The organism is Occultella kanbiaonis, from assembly GCF_009708215.1.
Classification (GTDB): domain Bacteria; phylum Actinomycetota; class Actinomycetes; order Actinomycetales; family Beutenbergiaceae; genus Occultella; species Occultella kanbiaonis.
The window spans coordinates 1897002-1922953 of record NZ_CP046175.1 but is presented as its reverse complement, the minus strand read 5'-3'; the positions used below and the strand labels follow the sequence as shown (position 1 = coordinate 1922953).

The window sequence follows — 25952 nt, the reverse complement described above, 5'->3', positions numbered from 1 at the left end:
TGTGGCAGGGTGAGGCACCATGACCGAGTTGAGCGATTTCGTGAAGGCGGGCAACCAGGGCGTGAACCCGGCCGTCTACGAGATCGAGAACGCGGCCATCGACCCGGACGGCACGCTCTGGGCGCACCTGGAGGCGGTCGCGCCGTGGGCCGGGCGCAGGCTCCTCGACCTCGGCTGCGGCAGCGGCTTCTGGCTGCCCCGCTACGCCGACGCGGCCCAGGTGATCGGGGTCGAACCCGATCCCGACCTGCTGCCCCTCGCGCAGGCGCGGCCCGGCGGTGCCCAGGTACTGCGCGGCTCCGCCGAGCACATCCCGCTGCCCGATGCGTCCGTGGACGTGGTGCACGCACGCTTCGCCTACTTCTTCCCCGATCCGGACTTCGACGCCACCCCCGGCCTGCACGAGGTCCAACGGGTCCTGGCCACCGGCGGCACGCTCGTGGTGATCGACAACGACCACGACGACGGCGAGTTCGCCGAGCTGCTCGCGGTCAGCCCCTGGGCGGCCAAGCAGGGCACCGGGAGCTACATCCTCGACTGGTGGCGCGAGCACGGAGCCACGAGCGAGGCGGTGCTGAGCAGCTGGAGCTTCGAGACCCGGGCCGACCTCGAGACGGTGCTCCGGCTCGAGTTCCCGGCCGACGTCGCCGACCCGTGGCTGCGCGCGCACCGGCACCGGCTCGGACTCAGCTACGGGTACATGGTGCACACATGGCGCCCGCGGGGGCCGGGCCGGCACGCGGCCTGAGCCGTACGCCGCCGGAAGTCGGCGGCCCGTCGGGTTATCCACACCCGCCCGGCGCCGTGCGCGCCGGTCCGGCACCCTGGAGCGATGAGCAAGAGGAAGCGTCGCGGTACCGACCGACCCCGCCCGGCGGGCGCTGGCCGGCCGCGGTCAGGGTCCCGCTCGGGCCAACTGACGGAACCCCCCGGTCAGCGGCCCGCCGGCAACCGGAGCGACGGGCCGGACGCGGCGCTCGCCCAGCTCCAGGTCATCGTCGGGCTGATCACGACCGGCGCCCTCGACGTGCACCTCGGCACCCTGCAGGCCGCCATCAGCAAACGCCATCAGGCCCGGGTGCGGGAGGCGTCCAACCAGGCGGCTGCGCAGCTGCGGGTCGGCGACCGGGTCGCCCTGACGGAGCACATCCGGCCGTTGTACCTCAAGGGAGCTACGGGGACCGTGACCGGCTGGGCGTCCCACAACGCCATCGTGCATCTCGATGAGCCAAGGGGTCGTTTCGACGGCGCCGAGATCCGCTGCCCGCCCCTGGGGCTTCGTCGACTCTCGGCCTAGCGTCCCGCGGCGGCCTCGTGCAGGTCCGCCTCACGCCGGTCATAGTCGGCGCGGGCCCGGGCGATCTCCTCCTGGTGCGCCTCGGTCCACACCACGAGCGACTTGATCGTCGCGTGCAGGGTGCTCCCGAGCGGGGTCAGGGCATAGTCGACCCTGGGCGGCACGACGGGGTGGACGGTGCGCTCCACCAGCCCGTCCCGCTCGAGGTGGCGCAGCGTGCGGGTCAGCATCCGCTGACTGATGCCGTCGATCTCACGCTTCAGCTCGGTGAACCGCAGACTGCGCCGGTCGAGCAGCGCGATGGCGAGCAGCGACCACTTGTCCGCGACCCGGTCAAGGATCTGGCGCACCTCACAGTCCTCGCGGGCGTCCCACTGCCAGACGTCGTAGTCGGTGCGGTGGCCCGCGGTATCCGCGGGGGAACCGAGGGACTGAGAAGTGCCTTCTTCCATAGTGACTCACTGTGCCGCACGCTTGGCGAGGTTACAAGAAGTAACTGACCAACAATCGGGGAACCGCTCACGCCTTCCCCGGGGCGAAGGGAACGACACGGCGATGGCACAACCGACAGCCGGCAGGATGAGCGCGCGAGACCTCGGGGTGCTGGTGGTCCTGTGTGGGGCGATCTTCCTCGAGGGCAGCGACGTCGCGATGCTCAACGTGGCCCTACCAGCGATCCGTACCGATCTGGGCCTGACCACCACCGAGTTGAGCGGTGTGGTCACCGCCTACGTGGTTGGCTACGGCGGATTCATGCTGCTCGGCGGGCGCGCCGCCGATGTGTTCGGGCGGCGCCGGATGTTCCTGACCTGGCTGGTGGTGTTCCTGCTGTTCTCCGGTCTCGGCGGGTTCGCCACCGAGGGCTGGATGCTGCTCCTGGCCAGGTTCGTGACCGGCATCGCGGCGGGCTTCCTCACCCCGGCCGGGATCTCACTCATCACGACGTCGTTCGCCGAGGGACCGGCGCGCAACCGGGCCCTGATCATCTACGGCGCCGCCGGTGCGGCCGGGTTCTCGCTCGGTCTCGTGGCGGGCGGTCTGCTCACCTCGATCGGCTGGCGGTGGGTCTTCTTCGCCCCGGTGCTGATCGCCGCTGTGTTGCTCGCCCTGGCGATCCCGCTGCTCACCGAACCGCCTCACGACGGACGGCGCGGCCGGCTCGGCGTGCCCGCGGCGCTCACCCTGACCGTGTCGATGGTGCTGTTCGCCTTCGGGCTGACCCTGCTCGAGCGGGTCCACGAGACGGGCGTGCCCGCGGTCGGCACCCTCCTGCTGGCCACCGCACTGCTGGTCGTCTTCGCGTTCGGCCAACGCCGGGCGGCGGACCCGCTGATCCGGCCGGGCCTGCTGCGTGCGCCGGGGCTGGCCGCCGCGAACGTGACCGCGTTGCTGTTCGCCGGCTCGTTCTACGGGTTCCAGTTCCTGACCACCCTGTACCTGCAGGAACTGCGCGGCTGGACCCCGCTGCAGACGGGGCTCGCGATGCTTCTGATGGCGCTCGACGTGGTGCTCGCGCCGACGCTCGCGCCGCGGCTGGTGCAGCGGTTCGGGGTGCGCCGGGTGATAGCGGGCGGGCTCCTCGCGGGCTTGGTCGCGTACACGTTGTTCCTGCGTGCCGACCTGGACTGGGCCTATGCCGCGATGGTGCCGACCATGGTGGGCATCGGCTTCATGTTCGCCCTCGTCTACGGCCCGCTCGCGATCGCCGCGACCGACGGCGTGGCCGGGTCCGACCAAGGGATCGCCGGAGGGCTGCTCAACACCTCCCTGCAGTTCGGCGCGGCCCTGGGGATCTCCGCCGCCACCGCCGTTCAGGTCGCGGCGCTCGGAGCGGCGACGGGACCGGAGGCGGGCCTGGACGCGATCCGTGCGGCGATCGGGGTGCCGATCGCCTTCGTGCTGCTCGGTGCCGTGGTGATCACGGTCGGCCGCCGGCCCCACTCGACCCGGCGCGCCGACGGCGATCAGTCGACGGGCGCGGTCTCCGCCTCCGCGTCGGAGGAGTCGCTCGCCGCGTGCTTGCCCCGGGAACCGGACCCGTCCGGTCCCGCGTCCGCGCCGGCGCCGACGCGCTGATCGGTGCCGGCCCGGGCGGCCGCCCTGCGCTCCTTGCGCCCCTCCACCAGTGAGTACAGCACCGGGACCAGGAGCAGGGTCAGGAACGTGGAGGTGATCAGGCCACCGATCACCACGAGCGCCAACGGCTGGGAGATGAACGCGCTGCCGCCGGTGAGCCCGATGGCCATCGGGGTCAGTGCCCCGATCGTGGCCAGGGCCGTCATCAGGATCGGGCGCAGCCGGTGCCGGGCGCCTTCGATGATCGCCTCACGCAGCGGACGACCCTGCCGCCGGTACTGATTGATCAGGTCGATCAGCACGATCGCGTTCGTCACCACCACGCCGACGAGCATCAGCGCCCCGATCAGGCCGGCCACCCCGAGCGGGGTGCCGGTGATAAGCAGGAGGGCGATGGCGCCGGTGGCCGCGAACGGGATCGAGATGAGCAGGATCAGCGGCTGCACCAGCGACTTGAAGGTCGCCACCATGACCAGGTAGACGATCGCGATGGACAGCAGCAGGGCCAGGCCGAGGTTGCCGAACGCCTCCTCCTGATCGGCGCTGACGCCGCCGATCTCCGCGGTGACGCCGTCGGGCAGTTCCAGCCCGTCGAGCGCCGCCTGCAGGTCGGCGCTCTGGGTGGTCAGGTCCGCGCTCGTGGTCGCCGCGGTGATGGTGGCGCTGCGCTGCCCGTCGAGGCGGGTGATCGTGGCGGGCCGCTCCACCTCCTCGACGGTCGCGATCTCGCCGAGGGTGGTCACGCCGGCCGCGCCGGCGATCGGGAGCGCCCGCAGCGCCTCCACGCTCGCCGGGGACTCGCCGACCCGCATCACGATGTCGCTGGTGCCGGCGTCGGTGGTGAGGGTGCCGAGAGTCGCGCCACTGAGCGCGACCCGCACGGTCTGGCCCACCTGGGCCTCGGGGATGCCGAGCGCCGCGGCGGCGTCGCGGTCGACGATCACCTCCACGGTGGGCAGGTCCGCGGCGAGGTTCGAGGCGACATCGGTGGTCCCGTCCACCCCGGCCACGGCGTCCAGCACCTGCTCGGAGGCACTCGCCACGGCATCGCCGTCGGGTCCGCTGACGATGACCTCCAGGCCGGAGGAGAAGCCGGCCTGCCCGGCCGTGACCGTGACGGTCCCGGCGTTCTCGAGTCCCGTGACGCCGTCGCGCAGCTGCTCCTGCACCGCTGCGGTGTCCGCATCCAGGTCCAGGGTGATGGAGAACGTGGTGCCGCCCCCACCGGCGATCGCCAGGATGCCCTCGGCGGAGCCCACGGAGACCTGGTAGGTCTCCACCCCGTCGATGCCCGCGATCACGTCCTCGACCTGTGCGGCGGCTGAGTCCTGCGCCGCCAGGGAGGTGCCCGGGGGCAGCTCCTGGGTCACCGAGACGGTGTTCTGTCCGGTGTCCCCGATGAACTCGGTCTCCAGCTGGGGCACGAGCGCGAGGGTGCCGGCGAGCACCGCGACCGCGCCGATGACCGTGACCACCGGCCTGGCCAGGACTCCCCCGAGGGCCTTGACGAAGCCCCGCTGCAGGGCGCCGCGACGCTCCTTGTCCTCCGCGGCCTCACGGGCCCGGGCGGCGTCGGCCACGTCCTTGGGTACCGGAAGGAACCACCAGGCCAGGACCGGCACGATCGTCAGCGCCACCAGCAGGGAGGCGAGCAGCGCGAGCGCCACGGTGAACGCGAACGGCCGGAACAGCTCACCGACGAGGCCGCTGACGAGGCCCATCGGCACGAACACGGCCGCGGTGGCGATCGTGGACGCCGTGATCGCGCCGGAAACCTCACGCACGGCGCGCAGGATGGCGGTGCGCTTGTCCTCTCCGTAGGAGAGGTGTCGCTGGATGTTCTCGATGACGACGATGGCGTCGTCGACGACCCGCCCGATGGAGACGGTGAGCGCGGCGAGGGTGAACAGGTTCAGGGAGAACCCGCCCACCTTGAGCCCGATCAGGGCGACCAGCAGTGAGAGCGGGATGGACAGCGCGGTCACCCCGGTGGGCCGCCAGGCCCGAAGGAAAAGCAGGATGATGATGATCGCGAAGGCCAGCCCGAGCAGGCCCTCGGTGGTCAGGTCCTCCACGGACTGCTCGATGAACGGTGCCTGGTCGAACACGATCGAGATCTCGGCGCCCTCGCCGAGGGCGGCCTCGAGGTCACCGAACAGGTCCTGGACGGCGTGGGAGATCTCCACGGTGTTCCCGTTCGGGGCACGGGTGATCGCGATCCCGAACGACGGCTCCCCGTTCGTGCGCGCGAAGGAGGTGGCCGCGGCGTCGTCGAGGCTCACCTGTGCCACCGAGTCCAGCCGGACCGGCCCGGCAGCGGTGAGCAGCGGCAACGCGGCGATGTCCTCGACGGTGCTCAGGCGCTGCCCGACCTCAACACTCAGCGTGGTGTCGCCCTCGGTGAGAGACCCTGCCGGGACGACGATGCCGTTCGCCGTCAGGGCGGTGCTGATCGCGTCCGCGCCGACACCCGCGGCGGCCAGCGCCGCCGGGTCGACGGCGATCGTGACCACCTGCGCGGCGGTACCGGTCAGCGTGACGTCACGGACGCCGTCGACCCCCTCGAGCTGCGGGACCACCGACTCGGCGAGCACGGCCGCGGTGGCGTCCGGGTCTGCGTCGGCGGTGACCGCGAGCTGGAGCACCGGCAGGTCGTCGAGGCTGCCGGTGAACACCTGGGCGTCCGCCTCGGCCGGCAGGCTCGAGGAGATCCGCGAGAGTGCGGACTGCAGTTCCTGCTGCGCCGTCGTCGCATCGGTGCCGTACTCGAGGGTGAGCAGCACCGTGGAGACGTTCGCGCTCGAGGTGGACGAGGTGCTCTCCAGCCCGCTCACGGAGCCGGTGGCCTGCTCCACGTAGGTGGTGACCTGCTCCTCGACGATCTCCGGGGACGCACCGGGCAGGACCGTCACCACGCCCACCACGGGTAGCTCGAGTGACGGCATGAGTTCCTGCTTGAGCGTGGTGGTCGACCACAGGCCACCCGCTACGGCGAGAATGGTGGCCAGCGCCACGAGGGCACGGTTGCCGAGGCTGAAGCGGGCGAGGAACGTCACGAGCGGACTCCGATAGGATCGCAATGGTGAAAGAGAACCGAACAGTTCGGTTCAACCGAAGTAAGGTTACACGTGGGTCAGCACGACGATGAGCGGGACCGACTGATCGAGCAGGTCTTCGAGACCCAGCACGCGATGATGCGGTCGAGTCTCGCGGCCGAACTCGAGCCGCTCCTGGACAGCACGCTGACGATGCAGCAGTTCAAGCTGCTCGCCATCGTGCACTTCCAGGGCGAGCAGACGATCTCGGCGCTCGCCGAGGCCATGCGGGTCTCGATGCCCACCGTCTCCGGCGCCATCGAGCGGCTCGTCGAGCGTGGTCTGCTGAGCCGCCGCGAGGACCCGGACGACCGGCGGGTGCGGCTCGTCGGCCTCGCCGACGACGGGGAGCGGCTGTTCGCCGAGGCGGCGGACATGAGGTCACGGCTCGGCCGGGACATCCTCGGCGAATTGGACCTGGACGCGCTCCGGGCGCTCGCCGATGCCTACGCCCAGTTGGCGGCCGCACTCGAGCGCAGGTTGGGCTCAGGTCCGGCCGTCGCGGACTGACACCGGACCGCCGATCCGACCGGGCTCAGCCCAGCCAGAGGCAGAACGGGTGGCCGTGCGGGTCCACGCAGACGCGCACGTCCTCCTGCGGCTGGTACTGCGCGAGCGTGGCGCCGCACCCCAGCGCGAACTCGACCGAGGTCTCCAGGTCGGAGACCATGATGTCGAGGTGCATCATCATCTGCTGGTGGTCGGCGGTGTTGGGCCACACCGGCGGCGTGAAGACGTCCTCGAGCTGGAACGAGACCGAGATCCCGCCGTTGGGATTGCGCAGGTAGGCGTCGGTCTCCTCCACCCGGGCCACCTCCCAGTCCAACAGCCTCGCGTAGAAGTGCGCGAGCGCCGCCGGGTCGGGCGAACCGATGTTGATCGTGGTCAGCGTCAGACTCGGTCGATCGGTCATGGATTCCTCTCCTCGCCCGCTCCGCGACCCTCGCGCCGGCTCAGAGCCCGGCGCCGGCCAGGCCCAGTCCGCGGGCGATCACCATCAGTTGCACCTCCGTGGTGCCCTCGCCGATCTCCAGCACCTTCGAGTCACGGTAGTGCCGGGCCACGAGGTTCTCGTTGAGGTAACCGTAGCCACCGAAGATCTGGGACGCGTCCCGGGCGTTCGCCATCGCCGCCTCGCTGCCGGTGAGCTTCGCGATGGACGCCTGCATCTTGAACGGCTCCCCCGCCGCCATCTGCCGGGCAGCGTTCAGCCAGGTCAGCCGGGCGGAGTGCACCCGCGCCTGCATCCTCGCGATCATGAACGCGGTGTGCTGGTTGTCGGCCAGGGCACGCCCGAACACCTCACGCTCCTGGGCGTAGCGGATCGCCTCCTCGAGGCAGCCCTGGGCCGCACCGGTGCACAGCGCCGCGAACGCGATCCGGCCCTCGTCGAGGGACTCCAGGAAGTTCGCATACCCACGCCCGCGCTCGCCGAGCAGGTTCGCCTCCGGCACGCGCACGTTCGTCAGGGTCAGCGGGTGGGTGTCGGAGGTGTGCCAGCCGACCTTGTCGTAGGCGGGCCCGACCGTCAGCCCTTCGGCGGGGACCGGCACCAGGATCGCGGAGAGTTCCTTCTTGACCGTGCCGTCAGCCCGGGTGGTCCGACCCGTGACCGCCGTGATCGTGATGAGGCGGGTGATGTCCGTGCCGGAGTTCGTGATGAACTGCTTGGAGCCGTTGATGACCCATTCGCCGTCGATGAGCTCCGCCGTCGTACAGGTGCCGCCCGCATCGGAGCCGGCCGCGGCCTCGGTGAGCCCGAACGCAGCGAGCGCCTCACCGGACGCGAACCTCGGGATCCACTCGCGCCGTTGTTCCTCCGTGCCGAACCGCATGATCGGCATGGCGCCGAGCCCGATGCCCGCCTCCAGGGTCACCCCGAGGCTCTGGTCCATCCGGCTGATCTGTTCCACGGCCAGGCAGAAGGAGACGTAGTCACCGCCACCGCCGCCGTACTCGACCGGGAACGGCAGGCCGAACAGGCCGAGGTCCCCCATCTGCTTGATGATGCCGTACGGCAGTTCGCGCTTGGTGTCGTACTCGTACGACGCCGGCCGGACCACGGTGTCGGCGAACTCGCGGACCTGCTCGATCAGTTCCTGCTGCTGCGGCGTGAACCCATAGGACATGCTCGTGACTCCCTCGTCAGATCTTGTGGATCGTGGCCCGGGTGGTGACCTTGTGGGTCTGTCCCGGGGGGCGTCGACGGCGATCGACCGGTCGCCGGGTCCCAGTCACCTGCGACCGGTTCCCCTGGCGAGCCCTCCTCGACGACGGCGTCCGGGCCCGAGTCTACCGGCGGCACCGCCCGGTGGGCCGGGAAAGGCACCCCCGCACCTACCATCGACAGGGTGAGCCCACCCGTGCGCATGACCCGCAGTGTCGGTGTCGCCGCACCGCTGGCCGAGGTCTGGGACCGGGTCACCGCGCCGGCCGGTATCAACGACGAACTCGCGCCGTACCTCACCATGACCATGCCGGCGCGCTGGCGGGCCGGGACGATCGCGACCGTACCGGTCGGCGAACCCCTGGGCAGGGCCGGCCTGCGACTCGCCGGCCTGATCCCGGTCGAGTACGACGACCTGTTCCTCGTCGCGGTGACGGCCCCGACCATGTTCCATGAGCGCTCGGAGATGCTCACGGCCCGGGTCTGGGAGCACCGACGCGAGCTCGTGGGCCTGGCCGACGGGTTCACCCGGGTCACCGACGAGGTGACGATGGTCCCGCGGTTCCCGCTGCCCGGGCGGGGCATGCACGCGCTGATCGACGCGCTCTTCGCGCATCGGCACCGCCGGCTGCGGGCGTGGGCGGACACGCGCTCCGGCTGCTCGGGCCCGTCTCAGGCCTGATCCGTCGCCCGCGCGGGATCCGTCCCGCCGAGACCGCCTTCGCGGGCCCGCACGATCAGCGTCGACCTGCTCGACACCGACAACTTCGTCAGGATCGCCGTCACGTGATTGCGGACGGTCTTCGGACTGAGCACCAGCCGGCGGGCGACGGCCGCGTTGTCATGGCCGCGTGCGACCAGGTCGAGGACCTCCCGTTCGCGGGCGGACAGTTCCGGGAACGGCACCCGGACGGCGGTGCGTCCGGAGACGAGCGTGGACATCGCCCGGGCCGCCACCTGCGGGCCGAGGATCATCTCCCCGTTCGCGACGGCGCGGATCGCCCGTTCCACCTCGTCCGGGCCGGCCGTCTTGAGGAGGTAGCCCCGGGCGCCGCAGCGCACGGCCGCGACGACCGCCTCGTCGTCGTCGCTCATGGTGATCATCAGGACCCCGATTCCGGGGTGCTCGCGGACGATCTCCCGGGTCAGCTCGATGCCGGAGTCGGCCCCGAGGTGCAGATCCATCAGCACCACGTCCACGTCGGCCGTGATCGTCACCCGGGCCTGGTCGGCGTCGGCGGCCTGACCGACGACGAGGACGCCGGGCAGCGACTCGAGCAGTCCGGCCATGCCGAGCCGGAAGACCGGGTGGTCGTCGACGATGGCGACGCGGATCGGCCCGGTCATGCGGTGCCCGCGGTTCGCAGGGTGCCTGCCGCGCTCACTGCGCCACCGGCGCCCACCCCGGCCTGCGAGACGGGCCGGTTCGTGCCCGGCGGCCGCACCGGGATCCTGGCCTCGACGGCGATGCCGTGCGGGGCGAGATCGCGGACCTCGACCGTCCCACCCAGCTCCTCGGCCCGCTCACGCATTGACAGGGTGCCGACGCCGACGCGTGCGTCCTCGCGATAGCCGCCGCCGTGGTCCCGGCAGCACACGCGCACCAGGGCCTCGTGCTCGGACACCTCCAGGTCGCACTCGGCGGTACCGCTGTGCCGGGCCGCGTTCAGCACCGCCTCGGCGGCGATCCCGTAGCAGGCCGCGGCGACTGGGCCGGGCAGGTCGGAGTCGACGGCGAAGCGCAGGTGCACGTCGAAGCCGCTGCGCCGGTGCCGCGCCACAAGTTCCGCGAGCGCGGGCTCGAGTCCGAGCTCCTCGAGCACCGGCGGCAACAGCGTGCGGGCGATGGAGCGGACGTCCTCGATCCGCTGGTCGAGTTCGCCCTGCAGCGCCCGGAGCATCTTCGTGGCCCCCTCCGGGTCGGTTCCGATCGTGTTGGTCACGCCCTGCAGGCCCAGGCGCAGACCCGCCAGCCAGGGGCCGAGCCCGTCGTGGAGCTCGCGCCGGATCACCCGGCGTTCCTGGAGCCGCGCGTCGGTCAGCCGGCGGCGGGTCCGTGTGAGTTCGTCGGCCGTGCGGATGAGCACGAGCCCTGCCGTGACGACGGCGGCGAGTTCGTCGAGTGCGCGGCCGGTGGTGGGGTCGAGGGTCTCCCCGGGGCGCGGCGTGGCCTCCAGAGTGCCGATCGTCCGGTCTCCGGAGAGCAGGGGAACGGCGACGGGGTCGCCGGTCGGCAGGCCCCAGGCGGCCAGCACCGGGGCCTGCGGGTCGTGGCCGCCGCCGGTGGAGGGCTCGGCCGGGTCCGCCCCGCGGACGCTGACCGACTCCAGCCGGAGTGCGGTCCCGACGCTCTCCACGAGAGAGGTGAGCAGGCCGTCGTCCGTGCCGCCTCGCCCGATCCGCGTCCCCATCGAGCCGGCCACGCGCCAGGGGTCGTGGGCGACGCCGTACACGAGCCGCCGGATCCGTTCCGCGAACCACAGACGGGTGGGGCCGACCGCGATCACGACGGCAGCGGCGGCGACCGCCTGGGCGATGCCCTGCCCCGGGATCAGGACCCCTGCGAGCAACGCCGCCAGCAGGTAGATGCCGACGAGCGCCGCCGTGAGGACGCCGGCGAGGAGCGCCCGGGACACCGCGAGTTCCATCCCCCACAACCGCTGGCGCAGCACGACCGTGAGGATCGCCACGGGGAACAGCGCCTGGCTGGCCAGGTGCAGCGCCGGCGTGAGCCAGTCCGGCACCGTTCCCACCGGGAGCAGCAGCGGCACGAAGGACAGGGCCAGCACCAGGGTGCCCAGTCCGAGCCAGCCAAGGCCGACGGCCTCGGACTCGGGCGACCTACGCCGTCGGGCCTCGACCGCGACAGCGGTGATCAACCCGAAGACCACGGCGACGACGAGCACTCCGGCGAGCACCGCGTAGTTGCCAGCCAGGCTCGCCACCAGGGCGGCCGCGGCGATCAGGCCGCCGGTTGCCGGTCCCCACCAGGCGCGGCCGAGCGGGCGTTCCCTGACCAGCCACGGCACCACCAGGAACATCGCAAGGGTCCCAGGTACCCACGCCCAGCCGAAGGTGTCGGCGAGCGCGCCGGGCGTCAGGCCACGGCTCTCGGCGAACATGCGCCAGCCGCCGCCGAGCGCGGACAGTCCACCACCGAGCGCGGTGAGTGCCGCGAGGTAGCCGACCACGTGGCTGCGGCGCAGCAGCACCACGGTGGCGACCGCTCCGTACACGAGGCCGACCATGACGTCGACGATCAGGAACAGGTCGTCGACGGTTCCGACCGGCCGGGATGACAGGAACAGCAGCAGCCCGGCGAGCGCGAGCAGCCACGCCGCCCCGCCCAGGACGACGGCCAGGCGCGGCAGTCCGTGACCGCCGCGCCCGGGCTCGGTTGGCTCCGACATGAGCAAACTGTAGAGAGGGTCAGCGTCCCGGCGGGGCCGTATCGGGCCGGGATTGTGCGCGCAGCGCGGCAACCGCGACGACCAACAACCAGACCGGTCCGACGAAGCCCGCCATGTACTGCAGCGGCGAGACGCCGACCAGGACGATCAGGGCGCCGAGCACCAGGCTGACCACACCGATCCCACGCGGGTACGCGCCGTGCCGGACGGCCGCCAGACCCAATGCGAGGCCGGTGACGCCGGCCGTGACCCAGAGCCAGGGGATCGTCGCGACCCAGTGCGAGTAGAACGACACGTCGGTCGCGATCAGCAGCTCCGGTTCGGTCAGCCCGAACACGAACTCGGTATTCAGGCCGGAGCCGAGGACCAGCACCGTGGAGAGCACCACGAGTCCCACCGCGGCGACGCCCGGCAGCAGTGACCCGGCTGGGGACCGGCGGGCCAGATGACGGTGCAGGCCGACCGCGAACGGGATCAGCAGCAGTGCGGCCACGATGGTCGCGACGTGGAAGCCGAGCAGCTGGGGCACCTGGGTGGACAGGTGCTCGGTGATCGACTCCGGGGTGGGTGGTGCCGCGGGGTCGTAGGCGGGGCTGAGGGACAGGGACAGGTAGATGCTCACGATCCCCGCGAGACCGGCGCCGATACCGGCGAGGGCCCAGCCGCGGGACGGTCGCTCCGATGCCGGACCGCCCGGCGGAACCGTGCGGGGTGCGACGGCGTGTGTGGACATGATCGTTCTCCTCCGGCCCGACGCGGGTCGGTCACCGTGACCGGGGCGTGCGGGCGCTTCAACGTCATGCTGGACGGCCCGATGTCCCGGCCGGCAGGGCATCCTGTCCCGGGAGTCCGGGCAGTTCCGCCGGGACCGGTGCGCTCAGGAGATCCGCAGGAACTCCCGCACCTGCTCGGTGCCGGTGAGGGTGACGTCCGAGAGCCAGGCGGCCTCGTTCTCGCCCCAGGCGGCGCGGGCGAGCCGGTAGTGCAGCTTCTCGGTCCGTTTGCCCTCGCGGGACTCCAGGCGCACGCCGTTCGGGGAGTATCCGAGCTTGCGGGTGACCCCGTTGGAGGGACCGTTGTCCGCCCAGGCACTGGTGGTGGCGACCTCGGCGCCGAGTCCGGCGAACGCCAGGTGCAGCATCAGAGCCCGCATCCGGGTGCCGATACCGCGGCCCTGGAACGCGCGACCCAACCAGGAGCCGGTCTCGACCGTGCGCGTCACGGCGAAGTTCGTCGCATCGATCGCCTGGATGCCCGCCGGGACGCCGTCGACGAGGACGGCGAGCTCGATGGTCCACGCGTCCGGCGACATGGCGGCCCGCTTGCCCCACTCGTAGGCGAGCACGCTGCGAGCCACCTCCACCGGGGTGCCTCGCGTCCACGGGAAGTCGAAGGGCATGAAGTCCTCGGCGTGCACTCCTCGAGCGGCCACCGCGGCGACCCCGGCAAGCAGGTCGTCGTCGAGGTAGCGCAGCTCGAGGTCGCCCGACCTGGCCGCGAGACGTGTGAAGGGCCAGAGAGCGGCAGGGCTCAGGTCCGGCTCAGCGGCGGTCACGGGTTCGATCGGTGCGGGCATGGGCGCCACCCTAACGGCGCATCCTGGCCCCGATCACGCTGAATTCGCGCCGGCCAGCCGCACCGGCCAGCCACCTGACGTGAGGCAGAACCTCGCGCCTGAGCCAGACCGGTAGACCCGACTTCCTCAGGCACGAGGGTCTGCCTCACCGCGCCAGGGTCTGTCTGACTGCGGGGGCCGGTGAGCGCCTCACGACTGGCACCGGCCCCGGTGGCCGCCAGTCCACGAGCCAGAACGCCGCCACCCGGAGTGGGCCGCCGCGGTGAGGCAGACCCTCGCGCCCGAGTCAGAACTGAACACCCGTCTTCCTCAGGCATGAGGGTCTGCCTCACGGCGCGCCCGGTTGCACGACGGGCAGACATCGAGCGGTCGGGTCCGGGGTGTGGGGGTGCGCCCGGTAGCCTCTGGCGCATGGCCACTGATGAGACCCTCGCCGCTGACATCGATGCCGTGTGCCGCCTCAGCGGCGAGTTCACGCTCCGGTCCGGTCAGGTGTCGACCGAGTACTTCGACAAGTACCTCTTCGAGTCCGACCCGCGGCTGCTGGACCGGGTCGCCGGCCAGATGGTCGACCTGCTGCCCGAGGGCACGGAGCTCCTCGGCGGCCTCGAGCTCGGTGGCGTGCCGATTGCGACCATGGTGTCGGCGAAGACCGGCCTCCCGGCGCTCTTCGTCCGCAAGGAGGCCAAGGAGTACGGCACCTGCAAGCTGGCCGAGGGTCCGGACGTGGCCGGCCGCCGGGTGACGCTGATCGAGGACGTGCTCACCACCGGTGGCGCGGTCCGTGCCGCGACGACGGCCCTGCGAGAACGGGGCGCGGTCGTGACCGTGGTGGTCTGCGCGATCGATCGTTCGCCCGCCGGCGTGAACCCGCTGGCCGACGTCGGGCTCGAGGTGCGACGGGTGCTCACGAAGGCGCAACTTGACGCCGGCCGCGGCTGAGCCGACCCGGGCGCCGAGGAGAGCGTCAGCGGATCAGGAGGAACTCCCGCACCTGCTCGGTCCCGGTGAGGGTGACGTTCGGAAGCCGAGCAGCCACGGTCTCCTCCCAGTCGGCGCGGGCGAGCCGGAAGTGCAGCTTCTCGGTGGCTCGGCCGTCCCGGGACTCCACCTGCCGGCCGTTCGGCGAATAGCCGAGCTTGCGGGTGACCCCGATGGAAGGGCCGTTGTCGGCCCAGGCGCCGGTGGTGGCGACCTCGGCCCCGAGCCCGGCGAACGCGAGGTGCAGCATCAGCGCGCGCATCCGGGTGCCGATGCCGCGCCCCTGGTGGGCGCGGCCGATCCAGGAGCCGCTCCTGACCGAGCGCACCACCGCGAAGTCCCGGCCGGTCATCGCCTGGAGCCCGACCGGGACGCCGTCGACGAGGACCGCCAGCTCGATGGTCCAGTCAGAGGGCGACATCGCCGCGCGCTTGCCCCACGCGTAGGCGAACACACTGCGCGCCACCTGCACCGGAGTCCCACGCGTCCACGGGCTGTTGAACGGGAGGAGGTCCTCCGCATGTACGCCGGTGGCAGCCACGGTCGCGACCGCAGCCAACAGTTCGTCATCGGGGTAGCGCAGTTCGAGGTCGCCCGAGCGTGCCGTGAGGCCCGCGAACGGCCATGGGGCGGCTGACCTCGGCTCCGCATCCGGCGCGGTGATCTCCTGACCGGCCTCGATGGGATGCTCCGGCACTCGTTCCTCCCTCACGATGCACTCCCCCGCGTTCCTGACCTCCCTCGACCCGGCGTCCGGGACCGCCCGGGATCGTTCAGGCGGCTCCGAGCGCGCCGAAGACCTCGTCGTAGATCGCGAGTGCCCGGGCCACCTCGTCATCCGTCACGATGCACGGCGGCACCACGTGGATCCGGTTCTCGGCGGCGAACACGAGCAGGCCGCGCTCCGCGCACGCGGCCTTGATCGCCCCGATCGTTGCCGGCGGCACCGGGGTGCGTGCCTGCGGATCGGTGACCAGGTCGAGCGCCCAGAACACCCCCATCCCCCGCACCTCGCCGATGATCGGGTGCTTCGCGGCGAGCGCGCGCAGGCCAGGACCGAGCACGTCGGCCCCGATCCGGTTCGCGTTGGCCACGATGCCCTCGGACTCCATGGCCTGCAGGGCCGCCAGGATGGACGCCGCGGCGAGCGGGTGCCCCGAGTACGTCAGCCCACCGGGGAACACCGTGTCGTCGAAGGTCTTGGTGATCGGCTCGGAGATCATCACCCCGCCGACGGGCACGTAGCCGGAGTTGACCCCCTTGGCGAAGGTGACCAGGTCCGGGACCACCGTGCCGCCGTCGACCCCGTCGCGGGCGAGCCAATGACCGGTGCGGCCGAACCCGGCCATGACCTCGTCCAGGACGAGCATGATGCCGTGCCGGGTGGCCAGTTCCCGGACCCCGGTGAGGTAGCCGGGCGGTGGCACGATCACGCCGGCGGTGCCGGGCACGGTCTCGAGCAGGATCGCCGCGATCGAGGTCGGACCCTCACTGAGGATGACCCGCTCGAGATGGTGCAGGGCGCGCTCGGTCTCCTGCTCCGGTGAGTCCGACCAGAACTCCGAGCGGTAGGGGAACGGCCCGAAGAAGTGCACGTGGCCGCGGGCGTACTCGTTCGGGAGCCGGCGCCAGTCCCCGGTGGCGACGACGGCGGCGCCGGTGTTCCCGTGGTAGCTGCGGTAGGTGGACAGCACCTTGTCCCGGCCCGTGTGCAGGCGCGCCATCCGGATCGCGTTCTCGACGGCGTCCGCCCCACCGTTGGTCAGGAACACCTTCGTCATGCCCTCAGGCGCGTGCCGCAGGATCTCGGCGACGGCGCGGCCCCGCACCAGGTTCGCCGTCGGCGGCGCGATGGTGGCCAGCTCGGCGGCCTGCTCGGCGATCGCGGCGACCACCTTCGGGTGACTGTGCCCGATGTTGACGTTGACCATCTGGGAGGAGAAGTCCAGGTACTCCCGGCCGGCGTGGTCCCAGAGCCGCGAGCCCCGACCGCGGGCGATCGCGATCGGGTTCAGGTGCGCCTGCGCGGACCAGGAGTGGAAGACCTGCTTGTCCAGCGCCAGTGCCTCGGCGCCGAGATCGGATTCAGTCATCGATGACCTTCTGTTCTGGAGTGGGCCGTACCCGGCGAGGCTATCGCCGGGTACGGCCCGCGTGGGAGAGGTTGGCCCGTGACCGGCCACTGGCCGCTAGTTGCCGCCCTCGACCAGTTCCACCTCGATCGGCTGGAAGTCGGCGCCCATCACGTCCAGGCCCTCCGCCTCCACGTCCTCGAGCGCCTGCTCGATGTACTGCATGTCCAGCGCGCTCTCCGGCGGCGCGGCGGTGATCAGCGTGGACCCGGTCTCGTTCTGGGTCTGCAGGGCCATGTCCACGGTGTTGTCCCAGGTGGCCTGGTCGACGAGCCCGATGCCGTTCGTGGACGGCCAGATGAGGCGGTTCGTCTCGTTCGTCATCCAGAGCTGGTGGCTCTCACCGAGGGTGGACCCTGCGCTGGTGACGATCGTGGCGGTCTCGGCCGGGTTGTCCCGGGCGTAGACCCACCCGCGGATCACCGCGCGCAGGAATGCGACGGTGGTCTCGGCGAAGCCCTCCTCGTTCGCGAGCCGCTCGGTGTCCGCCCAGATGGCGTCCTGCAGCATCGCCGACCCGACCTCGTTGTAGTCGATGACGTTCAGGTCCTCCGGCTGGTACAGCTCGCCGGTGTCCGGGTTGAGCGTCTCGAGCACCTGCGCGTACTCGTTGTAGGTCATCGCCTGCGCGGCCTCGATGTCCCCGGAGAGGAAACCGAGCATGTCGAAGCCCTGGGTGACGAGCTCGATGTCGTCGACCGTCAGCCCCTCCTGGGAGAGCGCGGCGAAGATCTCCCACTCGTTCCCGAAGCCCCAGGACCCGATCCGGCGGCCCTCGAAGTCTGCGATCGTCTCGATCCCGGAGTCGGCCATGGACACCTGCAGCGTCCCGGACCTCTCGAAGATCTGGGCGACGTTCGTGATGTTCGCGCCCTGCTCGATGGACCCGAGCACCTTCGGCACCCAGGCGATCGCGTAGTCGACGTCCCCGTTGACCAGGGCATCCTGGGGCACGATGTCACCGCCGCTCTCGACGATCTCGACCTCGAGGCCCTCGTCGGCGAAGTAGCCCTGGTCCTGGGCGGCGAAGTAGCCCGCGAACTGCCCCTGGGTGAGCCACTGCAGCTGCAGCCGGACCTGGGTCAGCTCACCGTCGTCTCCCCCACCGGTCGCGCCGGAACCGGTGCCGTCGTCACCGCCGTCGTCGACGGTGCAGGCGGCCAGTAGCAGCGCCGCCGCGATCGCGCTGGCGCCGATGGCCAGTCGTCTGGAGTGCCTCATCGTGGTTCCTTCCGGTTGGTGGTGCGGTGCGTCGGAGGTTTCGTTCCGGGGGTGGCTCCTGGTAGGGGTCGACGGCGGTGGTCGCCTCAGGCGGGGCGGTGCCGCACGGCGAGGGTCTCGACTGCGAGCGCGGCCAGGTAGAACAGGAGGCCGAGCACGATCGAGGCGAGCACGTAGGACCAGGCGCGCGCGTAGTCGCTGCCGGCCACGGAGGCCGTGATGAAGGTGCCGAGGCCACCGCGGGGTCCGCCGAAGTACTCGGCCACGAGAGCGGCGATCACGGACAGCGAGGACCCGATCCGCAGGCCGGTGAAGATGAACGGACGGGCCGTGGGCAGCGTCACCGTGCGCATCGCCTGCCACCGGGTGGCGGCGTAGGCGCGCATCAGGTCGCGGTGCACGGGCCGGGTCTGGCGCAGGCCGCGCAGGGTGTTCAGGAACACCGGAACGAACACGCTGATGCCGGCCACGGCCTGCCGGGCGGACTGCACGTCCGCGCCGTACATCGTGTAGAGCACCGGTGCGAGGGCCACGATCGGGATCACCGCGAGCGCGGCGACCAGCGGGGTCGTCAGCTCGTCGAAGACCCGGATGCTCGCTGCCACCAGCGCGAGCCCGATCCCGAGCAGGCTGCCCACGACGAGGCCGACGAGCGCGTTCCAGCCGGTCACCAGCGCCGCCGAGAAGAGCACCGGAACGTAGGCGAGGGTCTCGGCGAGGATGGCCGCCGGGCTCGGCAGCACGATCTGCGGGATCGCGAGCACCGTGACCAGGATCTGCCACGCCGCGAGCACCGCGACGCCGAGGAGCACCGGTGGCAGTACCCGGCGGGCGACGACGTTCATGTCGCCGCCCCGGTACCGCCGGACCGGCCTTCGGGGCCGAGCGTGCCGGCGCTGCCCGCGTGCAGACCCTCGCGGATCGCGGTGACCGCCGCGAAGAAGCGCGGATCCTCGCGCAGCGCGTCGGTGCGCTCCCCGACCGGCCCGAGACCGGTGGTCACCGTGGTGGTGATCCGGCCGGGCCGAGGCGACATCACGACGACCCGGTCGGAGAGGAAAGCGGCCTCGGAGATGGAGTGCGTGACGAACACGACGGCGGCGCCGGTCTCGGCGCTGATCCGGGCGAGTTCGGTCTGCATGCGCTCCCGGGTCATCTCGTCAAGGGCACCGAACGGTTCGTCCATGAGCAGCAGCCGGGGTCGCTCCGCCAGGGCCCGGGCGATCGCCACCCGCTGCTGCATGCCGCCGGAGAGCTGGTCGGGGAACCGGGCCGCGAAGTCGCTCAGGCCGACCAGGTCGAGCAGCTCCGTGGACCGGTCCCGGCGCGCGGCCCTACCCACACCGTGCAGCTCGAGGGGCAGTTCGACGTTCGCGGCCACCGTGCGCCAGCCGAGCAGCCCGGCCTGTTGGAACGCGATGCCGTAGGCCTGGTCGAGGCGGGCCTGCGGCGCGGAGGTCCCGAACACCCTCACCTCGCCGGTGGTCGGCCGTTCGAGGTCGGCGATGATCCGCAGCAGCGTGCTCTTGCCACATCCGGACGGCCCGATCAGGGACACGAACTCCCCCGCCGCGACCTCCAGGTCGATGCCCTCGAGGGCCTGGGTCCGGCCCTCCTTCGTGGTGAACGTCTTGTCCAGGCCGGCGACCGTGACCGCAGGGGCACTCGCGCCGGCACGCTCGGGCGGCGCCGTCGTCTCGGTGGTGCTCATGCTGGTTCCTCTCCTCGTCGGTAGCGGCGCAGCGCCAGGCCGAGCAGCGCGACCGCGCCGGCGGCGAGCAGGCCGAGGCAGATGGCGCCGAAGATCGGTGCCCAGGACTTCGGTGGATCCCCGGCCGCCGACTGTGCGAACTCGAGGATCATCCGGCCGATGCCGCCACGCAGGCCGATGGACACCTCCGCCACCACGGTGCCGATGACGGCGTTCGCGGCGGCCAGGCGCAGCGCCGGCAGCAGGTACGGCACGCTCGCCGGCAGCCGCAGCTTGATCAGGGTCTGCCACCAGGACGCGGCGTAGGAGCGCAGCAGGTCCGCGTGGATCGCGTCCGGGGACTTCAGGCCGCGCAGGGCGCCGACCGCCACGGGGAAGAACGCCAGGTAGGAGGCGATGACCGCCACCGACATCCAGTTCTCCCAGGAGATCGGGCCCAGGGACAGCTTCGAGCCCCAGTTCCGCACCAGTGGTGCGAGCGCGATCAGCGGCACCGTCTGGGACAGCACCACCCAGGGCAGGACCGCGGACTCGGCGGTGCGCAGGCGCTGCATGAGCAGGGCCAGCGCCAGGCCGACCGTGACCCCGATGACCCAGCTCAGCGCGGCGACCCCGAGGCTGAAGGCCGCGGCCTTGGCGGTGGCCACCCAGAGCAGGTCCGCGCCCTCGGCCCGGGTCACCGGTTCGGTCATCCGGATGGCAATGTCCCACAGGTGCGGCATCGCGATGTCCGTGGTCCGCGGCAGCACCCGCACCCCGGCGACGACGACCCCGTCGTCGGGGCCGAGGAACTTGTACGCCTCCCACGCCGCGCCGACGGCCAGGACCCCGAGCAGACCCATCAGCAGCCGCCGCGCCCGGCCGGAACCCTCCCGGGTGGGCGTGGTCAGCGCCGCCGCCGGGTCGGCGGTGCGCTCGGCGATCGCGGTCGCCGTGGTGTGCTCGCTCATCGGCGACCCCGCCCGATCGCGACCGGTGCGCTCATGCCGTGGCGAAGGCGTCGATCACGTGCTGGCCGTAGGCGGCCAGCGTGGCGTCGATGGCGTCGTGCTGGAGGTAGGCGCTGAACTGGTCCACCCCGAGATCGGCCAGCGCCTCAAGTTTGGCGATGTGCTCGTCCGGGGTGCCGATGATGCAGAACCGCTCCACGATCTCGTCCGGCACGAACTGCGTGTGGGTGTTCCCGGCCCGGCCGTGCTCGGCGTAGTCGTAGCCCTCCCGGCCCTTGATGTAGTCCGTGAGTGCCTGCGGCACCACCCCGGCACCGTCGGTGCTGCCGTCGCCGGCGCCGTAGCGAGCGACGATGTCGGCGACGTGGTTGCCGACCATCCCACCGAACCACCGGCACTGCTCCAGCGCGTGCGCCCGAGCCTCGGCGCCGCCGTCGGGCACCACGTACGCGGGTGCAGCCACGCAGAACGTGATGTCCGCGGGATCCCGGCCCACCGCCTCGGCGGCGGCTCGGACCGCCGTGATCATCCACGACGCGATCTCCGGGTCGGCGAGCTGCAGGATGAACCCGTCCCCGACCTCCCCGGCCAGGGCGAGCGCCTTCGGGCCGTACGCGGCCACCCACACCTCGAGCTCGGAGGAGGTGATCCAGGGGATCCGTACCGTCTTCTCACCCACGGTCGCCTCGCGTCCGTTCGCGAGCTCGCGGATCACCCCGACCGACTCCCGCAGGCTGGCGAGGGTGGTCGGCCTGCCGCCCTGCACCCGCACGGCCGAGTCCCCGCGCCCGATCCCGCAGATGGTGCGGTTGCCGTACATCTCGTTCAGGGTCGCGAACATCGACGCCAGGACGCTCCAGTCCCGGGTCGCCGGGTTCGTCACCATCGGGCCGACGATCACCCGCTGCGTGCGAGCGAGCATCGCGGAGTAGATGACGAACGGTTCCTCCCAGAGCACGTGCGAGTCGAACGTCCACACGTGGGAGAAGCCGGCCTCCTCCGCGGCCACGGTCAGCTCGACCACGCGCGAGGCGGGCGGGTTGGTCTGCAGGACGATGCCGAGATCCATGTGCGCTCCTTCGCGAGGGGTCAGACGAGGTACTGGGACAGGCCGCGCTTGATGTACCGGCCGTGCCCCGCGCGCCCGCGGTACTCGCCGTCGTCGACCACCACGGTGCCCCGGGAGAGCACCGTGTCCACGTGCCCGTCGATCTCGAACCCCTCCCATGCGGAGTAGTCCATGTTCATGTGGTGGGTCTTGCCGAGCCCGATGGACGTGTGCCCGTTCGGGTCATACACCACCACGTCCGCGTCCGCGCCCGGTTCGATGACGCCCTTGCGCCCGTACATGCCGAACATCCGCGCGGGGGTGGTGGACGTGATCTCGACCCACCGCTCCAGGCTGAGCCGGCCCTCGACGACGCCCTGGTAGAGCAGGTCCATCCGGTGCTCCACGGAGCCGATGCCGTTCGGGATCTTGGAGAAGTCGCCGATGCCCATGTCCTTCTGGTCCTTCATGCAGAACGGGCAGTGGTCGGTGGAGACCATCTGGATGTCGTTCGTGCGCAGGCTCCGCCACATGTGGTCCTGGTGGCCCTCGGCCCGGGACCGCAGCGGCGTGGAGCAGACCCACTTGGCACCTTCGAAGCCGGGCGCACCCAGCTGCTCCTCGAGGGAGAGGTACAGGTACTGCGGGCAGGTCTCGCCGAAGACGTTCATGCCACGGTCCCGGGCTGCGGTGATCTGCTCCACGGCCTGCTTCGCGGACACGTGCACCACGTACAGGGGCGCCCCGGTGAGGTCGGCGATCATGATCGCCCGGTGGGTGGCCTCCTCCTCCGCCTGCCACGGGCGCGAGATCCCGTGGAAGTACGGGTCGGTCTTGCCCTCGGCGATGAGCTGCTGCACGAGCACGTCGATCATGGCGCCGTTCTCGGCGTGCATCATCATCATGGCGCCGTTGCCGGCGCCCTTCTGGAACGCCCGCAGGATCTGCCCGTCGTCGGAGAGGAACACCCCCTTGTAGGCCATGAACAGCTTGAAGCTGGTGACGCCCTCGTTGACGAGTTCGTCCATGGCGCTCAGGGAGGAGTCCTGGACGTCGGAGAGGATCTGGTGGAAGCCGTAGTCGATGGCGCAGTTGCCGGCGGCCTTCTCATGCCAGGCGTGGTACTGGTCCAGGACGCCCTGGTCCGGGTACTGCACCACGAAGTCGACGATCGAGGTGGTGCCGCCCCAGGCCGCGGCGCGGGTACCGGTCTCGAACGTGTCGGAGGCGAACGTGCCGCCGAACGGCATCTCCATGTGGGTGTGCGCGTCGATCCCGCCGGGGATGACGTACTTCCCGGACGCGTCGATCACCGTGTCCACGGTGGACCGCAGGTCGGAGCCGAGCACGGTGGAACCGGGCTCGAGGAGGGCGACGATCCGTTCGCCGTCGATGAGGACGTCGAACTCGCGGCGCCCGGTGCTGGAGACGACGGTGCCTCCGCTGATCAGGGTGGTGGCCATGGTGTGCTCCTCTCGGATCCGGGTCAGGGCTTGGGGATCGCGGTGTAGGAGTCCGGGCGGCGATCCCGGTAGAACTGCCACTCGTTGCGCACCTGCCGGATCAGGTCCAGGTCGAGGTCGCGGATCACGATCTCCTCGTGCTCGGACGAGCCCAGGTCGCCGATGTGGTTGCCACGGGGGTCCACGAACTGGCTGGAGCCGTAGAACGTGACGGCCAGGTCCCCGTACTCGTTGTCCTCGGTGCCCACCCGGTTCGGCGCCGCCACGAAGTAGCCGTTCGCGGCCGCCGCGGCGGGCTGCTCGATCTCCCACAGCCGGTTGGACAGGCCGGGCTTGGTGGCGTTCGGGTTGAACACGATCTGCGCGCCGTTCAGGCCGAGCTCGCGCCAGCCCTCGGGGAAGTGCCGGTCGTAGCAGATGTACACCCCGACGGGGCCCACCGCGGTCTTGAACACCGGATAGCCGAGGTTGCCGGGACGGAAGTAGAACTTCTCCCAGAACTTGTCCAGGTTCGGGATGTGGTGCTTGCGGTAGGAGCCGAGGACGGCGCCGTCGGCGTCGACCACGACCGCGGTGTTGTAGTAGACGCCGGGCTGCTCCTCCTCGTAGATGGGCAGGACCATCACCAGGCCGAGCTCCTTCGCGAGGGCGGCGAAGCGCTGCACGATCGGCCCGTCCGCGGGCTCGGCGTAGTCGTAGTATTTCGGGTCCTCGGTGATGCCGAAGTACGGGCCGTAGAACAGCTCCTGGAAGCAGATGATCTGCGCCCCCTGCTCCTTCGCGTCCCGGGCGAACTGCTCGTGCTTGTCGAGCATCGACTCCCTGTCCCCGGTCCAGGTCGTCTGCGTGATCGCAGCGCGTACAACGGCCATGCTGTGGCTCCCGTCTAGGAGACGGATGTGTGCCCGATCGACCCACACCCGGCTCGTGGTTGGTCATTCTTAGGCGTGCGTGTTACGACGACGTTTCACTCGGTGTCACACGGTGACACGTCCTCGTGCCCGTCCCAACGTAATCGAACGGCGGGCACTCTGGCACGATCTTCAACGATTCGTGCCTACCGTGGGGACGTGGGTCAGAGTCCGACGCCGCGGGCCACCTGGGTGTTCGAGGCCTGGGCGACCGGACGGATGGTGAGGGAGTCGATGTTCACGTGCCGCGGCCGCGTCAGGGTCCAGGTGATGGCATCGGCGACATCCTCGGCGAGCAGCGGGTTCGTGACGCCGTCGTACACCGCGGCGGCCCGCGCCGGGTCGCCGAGCCGGTTCAGTGCGAACTCCTCTGTCCGCACCATGCCGGGGGCGATCTCGATCACCCGGATCGGCTCACCGTTCAGCTCGAGGCGCAGGGTGTTGCCGATGACCCGCTCGGCGTGCTTGGCGGCGACGTACCCGGCGCCGCCGGGGTAGGTGCCGTGCGCCGCCGTGGACGTGAGCAGCAGGATGTCCCCGCCGCCGTCGGCGCGAAGGTGTGGGAGCAGCGCCTGGGTGACGCGCAGGGTCGAGGAGACGTTGATCCGGAACATCTCCTCCCAGTCCGACACGGAGGCGGACTCGACCCGGTCGGCGCCGCGGGCGCCGCCGGCGTTGTTCACGAGGGCGTCGAGCCGGCCGCCCGCCGCGACGGCGTGCACGAGCGCGGCCACGTCCGCATCCCTGGTGAGATCGGCGACGACGTACTCGGCGCCGGTCTCCGCGGCCAGTTGGGCGAGGCGGTCCTCACGTCGGGCGGTGGCGACGACGGCGTAGCCGGCCGCCCGTAGCGCGCGCACCGTTGCGGCTCCGATGCCGGTGGAGGCGCCGGTGACGACGGCGCGCGGTGCGGTCGGTGCGTCGGGCCGGGTGGTCGGTGGCTGGCTCATGCCGTCATCGTGCCCGTCGCCACGGCCGCCGGGGTAGCACCGTCCACGGGACGGGACGCACCCTGGCCGGTGGACGTCACTCGACGCCCACCGGCGAGGGCCGCGGTCACAGGTAACCGCAGGCGGTGCCCCAGTTCGTGTAGTGACCGAGCCCGACGTGCCGCCAGAATCGGGCGCTGTAGTTCGAGGTAGCCGCCGAGTACACGCTGACGCTGCGCTGCGTCCCATAGCTGTAGCTCGCGACACTGCCGCTGACGAGCTTCGGGGAGGTCCCGCAGCTCTTGTAGATGCTGATGTAGCCGGAGATGCTGCCGCTGCCGTAGTAGGCGAAGCTGCTCACCACATAGTTGCCGCTGCGGCTCACGCAGATCGAACCGGGTCCGCTCGTCGTGGTGCAGTCGGCTGCGGCCGTGCCGAATTGCTGGGTGTGCGCCTCGGCGCTGGCGAGCCCCTGGGTGGCGGAACCCCCGAAGGTTCTGCTCGTCGCGGCGGCGCAGTTCTCCTGACGGTCGACCACAGGCAGCAACACGTCGGTCGGTGCGCCGATCTGGGCGGCGACGTCTGGCATGGTGGTGTCGGTGATCTCTACCGAGAGCAGCGTGCAGCCGCGCTGGGCGGCATCCGCTGCCCAATCGGTGGCGCGCGCTGCCTCCCGCTCCGCCTCCGCCCACGCGTACCACTGCGCGTCGGTCGCATCGGCGGCCGGCTGGTCGCCGGCCTGCGGCTCCAGAACCTGGACGTCGGCCGAGGCCGGTGCCGCCATGACCGCGCCGGCCAACAGGGCTGCCGCAGCGGCGACCGCGGTCACGGCCGCCTTCATTCGTGAGGTACTCACGTACTCCCCCTTCGCCGGTCGCTCGACCGGGGTCAGTTCGACTAAAGCCTTACCCGCACGATCGTGACACACATCACGTATGTAATCACCCCTGGGGTGCCGGACATATCAAGGTGTAGGGGACGGGGA

25 protein-coding genes are annotated in these 25952 nt (G+C 71.2%); 6 read left to right on the top strand and 19 right to left on the bottom strand.

Going from position 1 to position 25952, the window contains the following annotated elements; all coding sequences use genetic code 11:
• Positions 1–19: 19 nt before the first annotated feature.
• Positions 20–748, top strand: coding sequence for a class I SAM-dependent methyltransferase (locus GKS42_RS08815; protein WP_154793483.1), 729 nt, complete (start codon positions 20–22; stop codon positions 746–748).
• Positions 749–832: 84 nt separating this feature from the next.
• Positions 833–1297 (top strand): hypothetical protein, encoded by a 465-nt coding sequence (locus tag GKS42_RS08810; protein ID WP_154793482.1) that lies wholly within the window; start codon positions 833–835, stop codon positions 1295–1297.
• Here the strand turns inward: GKS42_RS08810 and GKS42_RS08805 are convergent.
• Positions 1294–1749 carry a winged helix-turn-helix transcriptional regulator gene (locus GKS42_RS08805; RefSeq protein ID WP_154793481.1) on the bottom strand — a complete coding sequence of 152 codons (456 nt, stop codon included), beginning with the start codon at positions 1747–1749 and terminating at the stop codon, positions 1294–1296. The two genes, GKS42_RS08810 and GKS42_RS08805, sit on opposite strands and share 4 nt — an antisense overlap.
• A 127-nt stretch (positions 1750–1876) precedes the next feature.
• Here GKS42_RS08805 and GKS42_RS08800 point away from each other — a divergent pair, with 127 nt between their 5' ends.
• A complete protein-coding gene (locus tag GKS42_RS08800) occupies positions 1877–3373 on the top strand; it encodes an MFS transporter (RefSeq protein ID WP_232847984.1) in 1497 nt (498 codons plus the stop codon).
• On the opposite strand, the gene GKS42_RS08795 is transcribed toward GKS42_RS08800, so the two are convergent.
• Positions 3262–6429 carry an efflux RND transporter permease subunit gene (locus GKS42_RS08795; protein ID WP_154793480.1) on the bottom strand — a complete coding sequence of 1056 codons (3168 nt, stop codon included), beginning with the start codon at positions 6427–6429 and terminating at the stop codon, positions 3262–3264. The two genes, GKS42_RS08800 and GKS42_RS08795, sit on opposite strands and share 112 nt — an antisense overlap.
• A gap of 72 nt (positions 6430–6501) precedes the next feature.
• Here GKS42_RS08795 and GKS42_RS08790 point away from each other — a divergent pair, with 72 nt between their 5' ends.
• Complete coding sequence (locus GKS42_RS08790) at positions 6502–6978, top strand: MarR family winged helix-turn-helix transcriptional regulator (RefSeq protein ID WP_154793479.1); 477 nt, start codon at positions 6502–6504, stop codon at positions 6976–6978.
• A 25-nt stretch (positions 6979–7003) separates the two neighbouring features.
• On the opposite strand, the gene GKS42_RS08785 is transcribed toward GKS42_RS08790, so the two are convergent.
• Positions 7004–7381, bottom strand: coding sequence for a VOC family protein (locus GKS42_RS08785; protein ID WP_154793478.1), 378 nt, complete (start codon positions 7379–7381; stop codon positions 7004–7006).
• A gap of 40 nt (positions 7382–7421) precedes the next feature.
• Complete coding sequence (locus GKS42_RS08780) at positions 7422–8597, bottom strand: acyl-CoA dehydrogenase family protein (protein WP_154793477.1); 1176 nt, start codon at positions 8595–8597, stop codon at positions 7422–7424.
• A gap of 222 nt (positions 8598–8819) precedes the next feature.
• On the opposite strand from GKS42_RS08780, the gene GKS42_RS08775 reads away from it, so the two are divergent.
• Positions 8820–9317 (top strand): hypothetical protein, encoded by a 498-nt coding sequence (locus GKS42_RS08775; protein ID WP_210769339.1) that lies wholly within the window; start codon positions 8820–8822, stop codon positions 9315–9317.
• Here the strand turns inward: GKS42_RS08775 and GKS42_RS08770 are convergent.
• From GKS42_RS08770 to GKS42_RS08755, 4 genes are all read right to left on the bottom strand, one after another.
• A complete protein-coding gene (locus GKS42_RS08770) occupies positions 9308–9982 on the bottom strand; it encodes a response regulator (RefSeq protein ID WP_154793476.1) in 675 nt (224 codons plus the stop codon). The genes GKS42_RS08775 and GKS42_RS08770 overlap by 10 nt on opposite strands.
• Positions 9979–12045 carry a sensor histidine kinase gene (locus GKS42_RS08765; protein WP_154793475.1) on the bottom strand — a complete coding sequence of 689 codons (2067 nt, stop codon included), beginning with the start codon at positions 12043–12045 and terminating at the stop codon, positions 9979–9981. The genes GKS42_RS08770 and GKS42_RS08765 overlap by 4 nt, the downstream gene beginning before the upstream one ends.
• Positions 12046–12064: 19 nt before the next feature.
• Positions 12065–12778, bottom strand: a complete 714-nt coding sequence (locus GKS42_RS08760; protein WP_154793474.1) for a hypothetical protein — start codon at positions 12776–12778, stop codon at positions 12065–12067.
• Positions 12779–12922: 144 nt separating this feature from the next.
• Positions 12923–13621 carry a GNAT family N-acetyltransferase gene (locus tag GKS42_RS08755; protein ID WP_154793473.1) on the bottom strand — a complete coding sequence of 233 codons (699 nt, stop codon included), beginning with the start codon at positions 13619–13621 and terminating at the stop codon, positions 12923–12925.
• A 411-nt stretch (positions 13622–14032) separates the two neighbouring features.
• Here GKS42_RS08755 and pyrE point away from each other — a divergent pair, with 411 nt between their 5' ends.
• Positions 14033–14563 (top strand): orotate phosphoribosyltransferase, encoded by a 531-nt coding sequence (gene pyrE / locus GKS42_RS08750; protein ID WP_154793472.1) that lies wholly within the window; start codon positions 14033–14035, stop codon positions 14561–14563.
• Positions 14564–14588: 25 nt separating this feature from the next.
• On the opposite strand, the gene GKS42_RS08745 is transcribed toward pyrE, so the two are convergent.
• From GKS42_RS08745 to GKS42_RS08695, 11 genes are all read right to left on the bottom strand, one after another.
• On the bottom strand, positions 14589–15314 hold the full coding sequence (locus tag GKS42_RS08745) for a GNAT family N-acetyltransferase (protein ID WP_232847983.1): 726 nt from the start codon (positions 15312–15314) through the stop codon (positions 14589–14591).
• Between the two features lie 61 nt (positions 15315–15375).
• Positions 15376–16695 (bottom strand): aspartate aminotransferase family protein, encoded by a 1320-nt coding sequence (locus GKS42_RS08740; RefSeq protein WP_154793470.1) that lies wholly within the window; start codon positions 16693–16695, stop codon positions 15376–15378.
• 96 nt (positions 16696–16791) lie between these two features.
• A complete protein-coding gene (locus tag GKS42_RS08735) occupies positions 16792–17955 on the bottom strand; it encodes an ABC transporter substrate-binding protein (RefSeq protein ID WP_154793469.1) in 1164 nt (387 codons plus the stop codon).
• 86 nt (positions 17956–18041) lie between these two features.
• Positions 18042–18800 (bottom strand): ABC transporter permease, encoded by a 759-nt coding sequence (locus GKS42_RS08730; RefSeq protein ID WP_154793468.1) that lies wholly within the window; start codon positions 18798–18800, stop codon positions 18042–18044.
• Positions 18797–19666 carry an ABC transporter ATP-binding protein gene (locus GKS42_RS08725; RefSeq protein ID WP_154793467.1) on the bottom strand — a complete coding sequence of 290 codons (870 nt, stop codon included), beginning with the start codon at positions 19664–19666 and terminating at the stop codon, positions 18797–18799. The genes GKS42_RS08730 and GKS42_RS08725 overlap by 4 nt, the downstream gene beginning before the upstream one ends.
• A complete protein-coding gene (locus tag GKS42_RS08720; protein WP_154793466.1) occupies positions 19663–20616 on the bottom strand; it encodes an ABC transporter permease in 954 nt (317 codons plus the stop codon). Before GKS42_RS08720 ends, GKS42_RS08725 begins: the two co-directional genes overlap by 4 nt.
• Positions 20617–20647: 31 nt before the next feature.
• Entirely contained in the window at positions 20648–21685 is a 1038-nt protein-coding gene (locus tag GKS42_RS08715) for a TIGR03842 family LLM class F420-dependent oxidoreductase (protein WP_154793465.1), read from the bottom strand.
• Positions 21686–21705: 20 nt separating this feature from the next.
• The gene (gene hydA, locus GKS42_RS08710) at positions 21706–23127 is read right to left on the bottom strand and encodes a dihydropyrimidinase (protein ID WP_154793464.1); all 1422 of its coding nucleotides are present in this window, start codon (positions 23125–23127) and stop codon (positions 21706–21708) included.
• A 23-nt stretch (positions 23128–23150) separates the two neighbouring features.
• The gene (locus GKS42_RS08705; protein WP_154793463.1) at positions 23151–23999 is read right to left on the bottom strand and encodes a nitrilase-related carbon-nitrogen hydrolase; all 849 of its coding nucleotides are present in this window, start codon (positions 23997–23999) and stop codon (positions 23151–23153) included.
• 203 nt (positions 24000–24202) lie between these two features.
• Positions 24203–24988, bottom strand: a complete 786-nt coding sequence (locus tag GKS42_RS08700) for an SDR family oxidoreductase (RefSeq protein WP_154793462.1) — start codon at positions 24986–24988, stop codon at positions 24203–24205.
• A 106-nt stretch (positions 24989–25094) separates the two neighbouring features.
• Positions 25095–25823 (bottom strand): hypothetical protein, encoded by a 729-nt coding sequence (locus GKS42_RS08695; protein WP_154793461.1) that lies wholly within the window; start codon positions 25821–25823, stop codon positions 25095–25097.
• Positions 25824–25952: the final 129 nt, after the last annotated feature.

Coding starts and splice junctions, on each gene's coding strand:
- GKS42_RS08815 (WP_154793483.1), top strand. CDS start 20: ATGACCGAGTTGAGCGATTTCGTGAAGGCGGGCAACCAGGGCGTGAAC.
- GKS42_RS08810 (WP_154793482.1), top strand. CDS start 833: ATGAGCAAGAGGAAGCGTCGCGGTACCGACCGACCCCGCCCGGCGGGC.
- GKS42_RS08805 (WP_154793481.1), bottom strand. CDS start 1,749: ATGGAAGAAGGCACTTCTCAGTCCCTCGGTTCCCCCGCGGATACCGCG.
- GKS42_RS08800 (WP_232847984.1), top strand. CDS start 1,877: ATGAGCGCGCGAGACCTCGGGGTGCTGGTGGTCCTGTGTGGGGCGATC.
- GKS42_RS08785 (WP_154793478.1), bottom strand. CDS start 7,381: ATGACCGATCGACCGAGTCTGACGCTGACCACGATCAACATCGGTTCG.
- GKS42_RS08780 (WP_154793477.1), bottom strand. CDS start 8,597: ATGTCCTATGGGTTCACGCCGCAGCAGCAGGAACTGATCGAGCAGGTC.
- GKS42_RS08770 (WP_154793476.1), bottom strand. CDS start 9,982: ATGACCGGGCCGATCCGCGTCGCCATCGTCGACGACCACCCGGTCTTC.
- GKS42_RS08765 (WP_154793475.1), bottom strand. CDS start 12,045: ATGTCGGAGCCAACCGAGCCCGGGCGCGGCGGTCACGGACTGCCGCGC.
- GKS42_RS08760 (WP_154793474.1), bottom strand. CDS start 12,778: ATGTCCACACACGCCGTCGCACCCCGCACGGTTCCGCCGGGCGGTCCG.
- GKS42_RS08755 (WP_154793473.1), bottom strand. CDS start 13,621: ATGCCCGCACCGATCGAACCCGTGACCGCCGCTGAGCCGGACCTGAGC.
- pyrE (WP_154793472.1), top strand. CDS start 14,033: ATGGCCACTGATGAGACCCTCGCCGCTGACATCGATGCCGTGTGCCGC.
- GKS42_RS08740 (WP_154793470.1), bottom strand. CDS start 16,695: ATGACTGAATCCGATCTCGGCGCCGAGGCACTGGCGCTGGACAAGCAG.
- GKS42_RS08735 (WP_154793469.1), bottom strand. CDS start 17,955: ATGAGGCACTCCAGACGACTGGCCATCGGCGCCAGCGCGATCGCGGCG.
- GKS42_RS08730 (WP_154793468.1), bottom strand. CDS start 18,800: ATGAACGTCGTCGCCCGCCGGGTACTGCCACCGGTGCTCCTCGGCGTC.
- GKS42_RS08725 (WP_154793467.1), bottom strand. CDS start 19,666: ATGAGCACCACCGAGACGACGGCGCCGCCCGAGCGTGCCGGCGCGAGT.
- GKS42_RS08720 (WP_154793466.1), bottom strand. CDS start 20,616: ATGAGCGAGCACACCACGGCGACCGCGATCGCCGAGCGCACCGCCGAC.
- GKS42_RS08715 (WP_154793465.1), bottom strand. CDS start 21,685: ATGGATCTCGGCATCGTCCTGCAGACCAACCCGCCCGCCTCGCGCGTG.
- hydA (WP_154793464.1), bottom strand. CDS start 23,127: ATGGCCACCACCCTGATCAGCGGAGGCACCGTCGTCTCCAGCACCGGG.
- GKS42_RS08705 (WP_154793463.1), bottom strand. CDS start 23,999: ATGGCCGTTGTACGCGCTGCGATCACGCAGACGACCTGGACCGGGGAC.
- GKS42_RS08700 (WP_154793462.1), bottom strand. CDS start 24,988: ATGAGCCAGCCACCGACCACCCGGCCCGACGCACCGACCGCACCGCGC.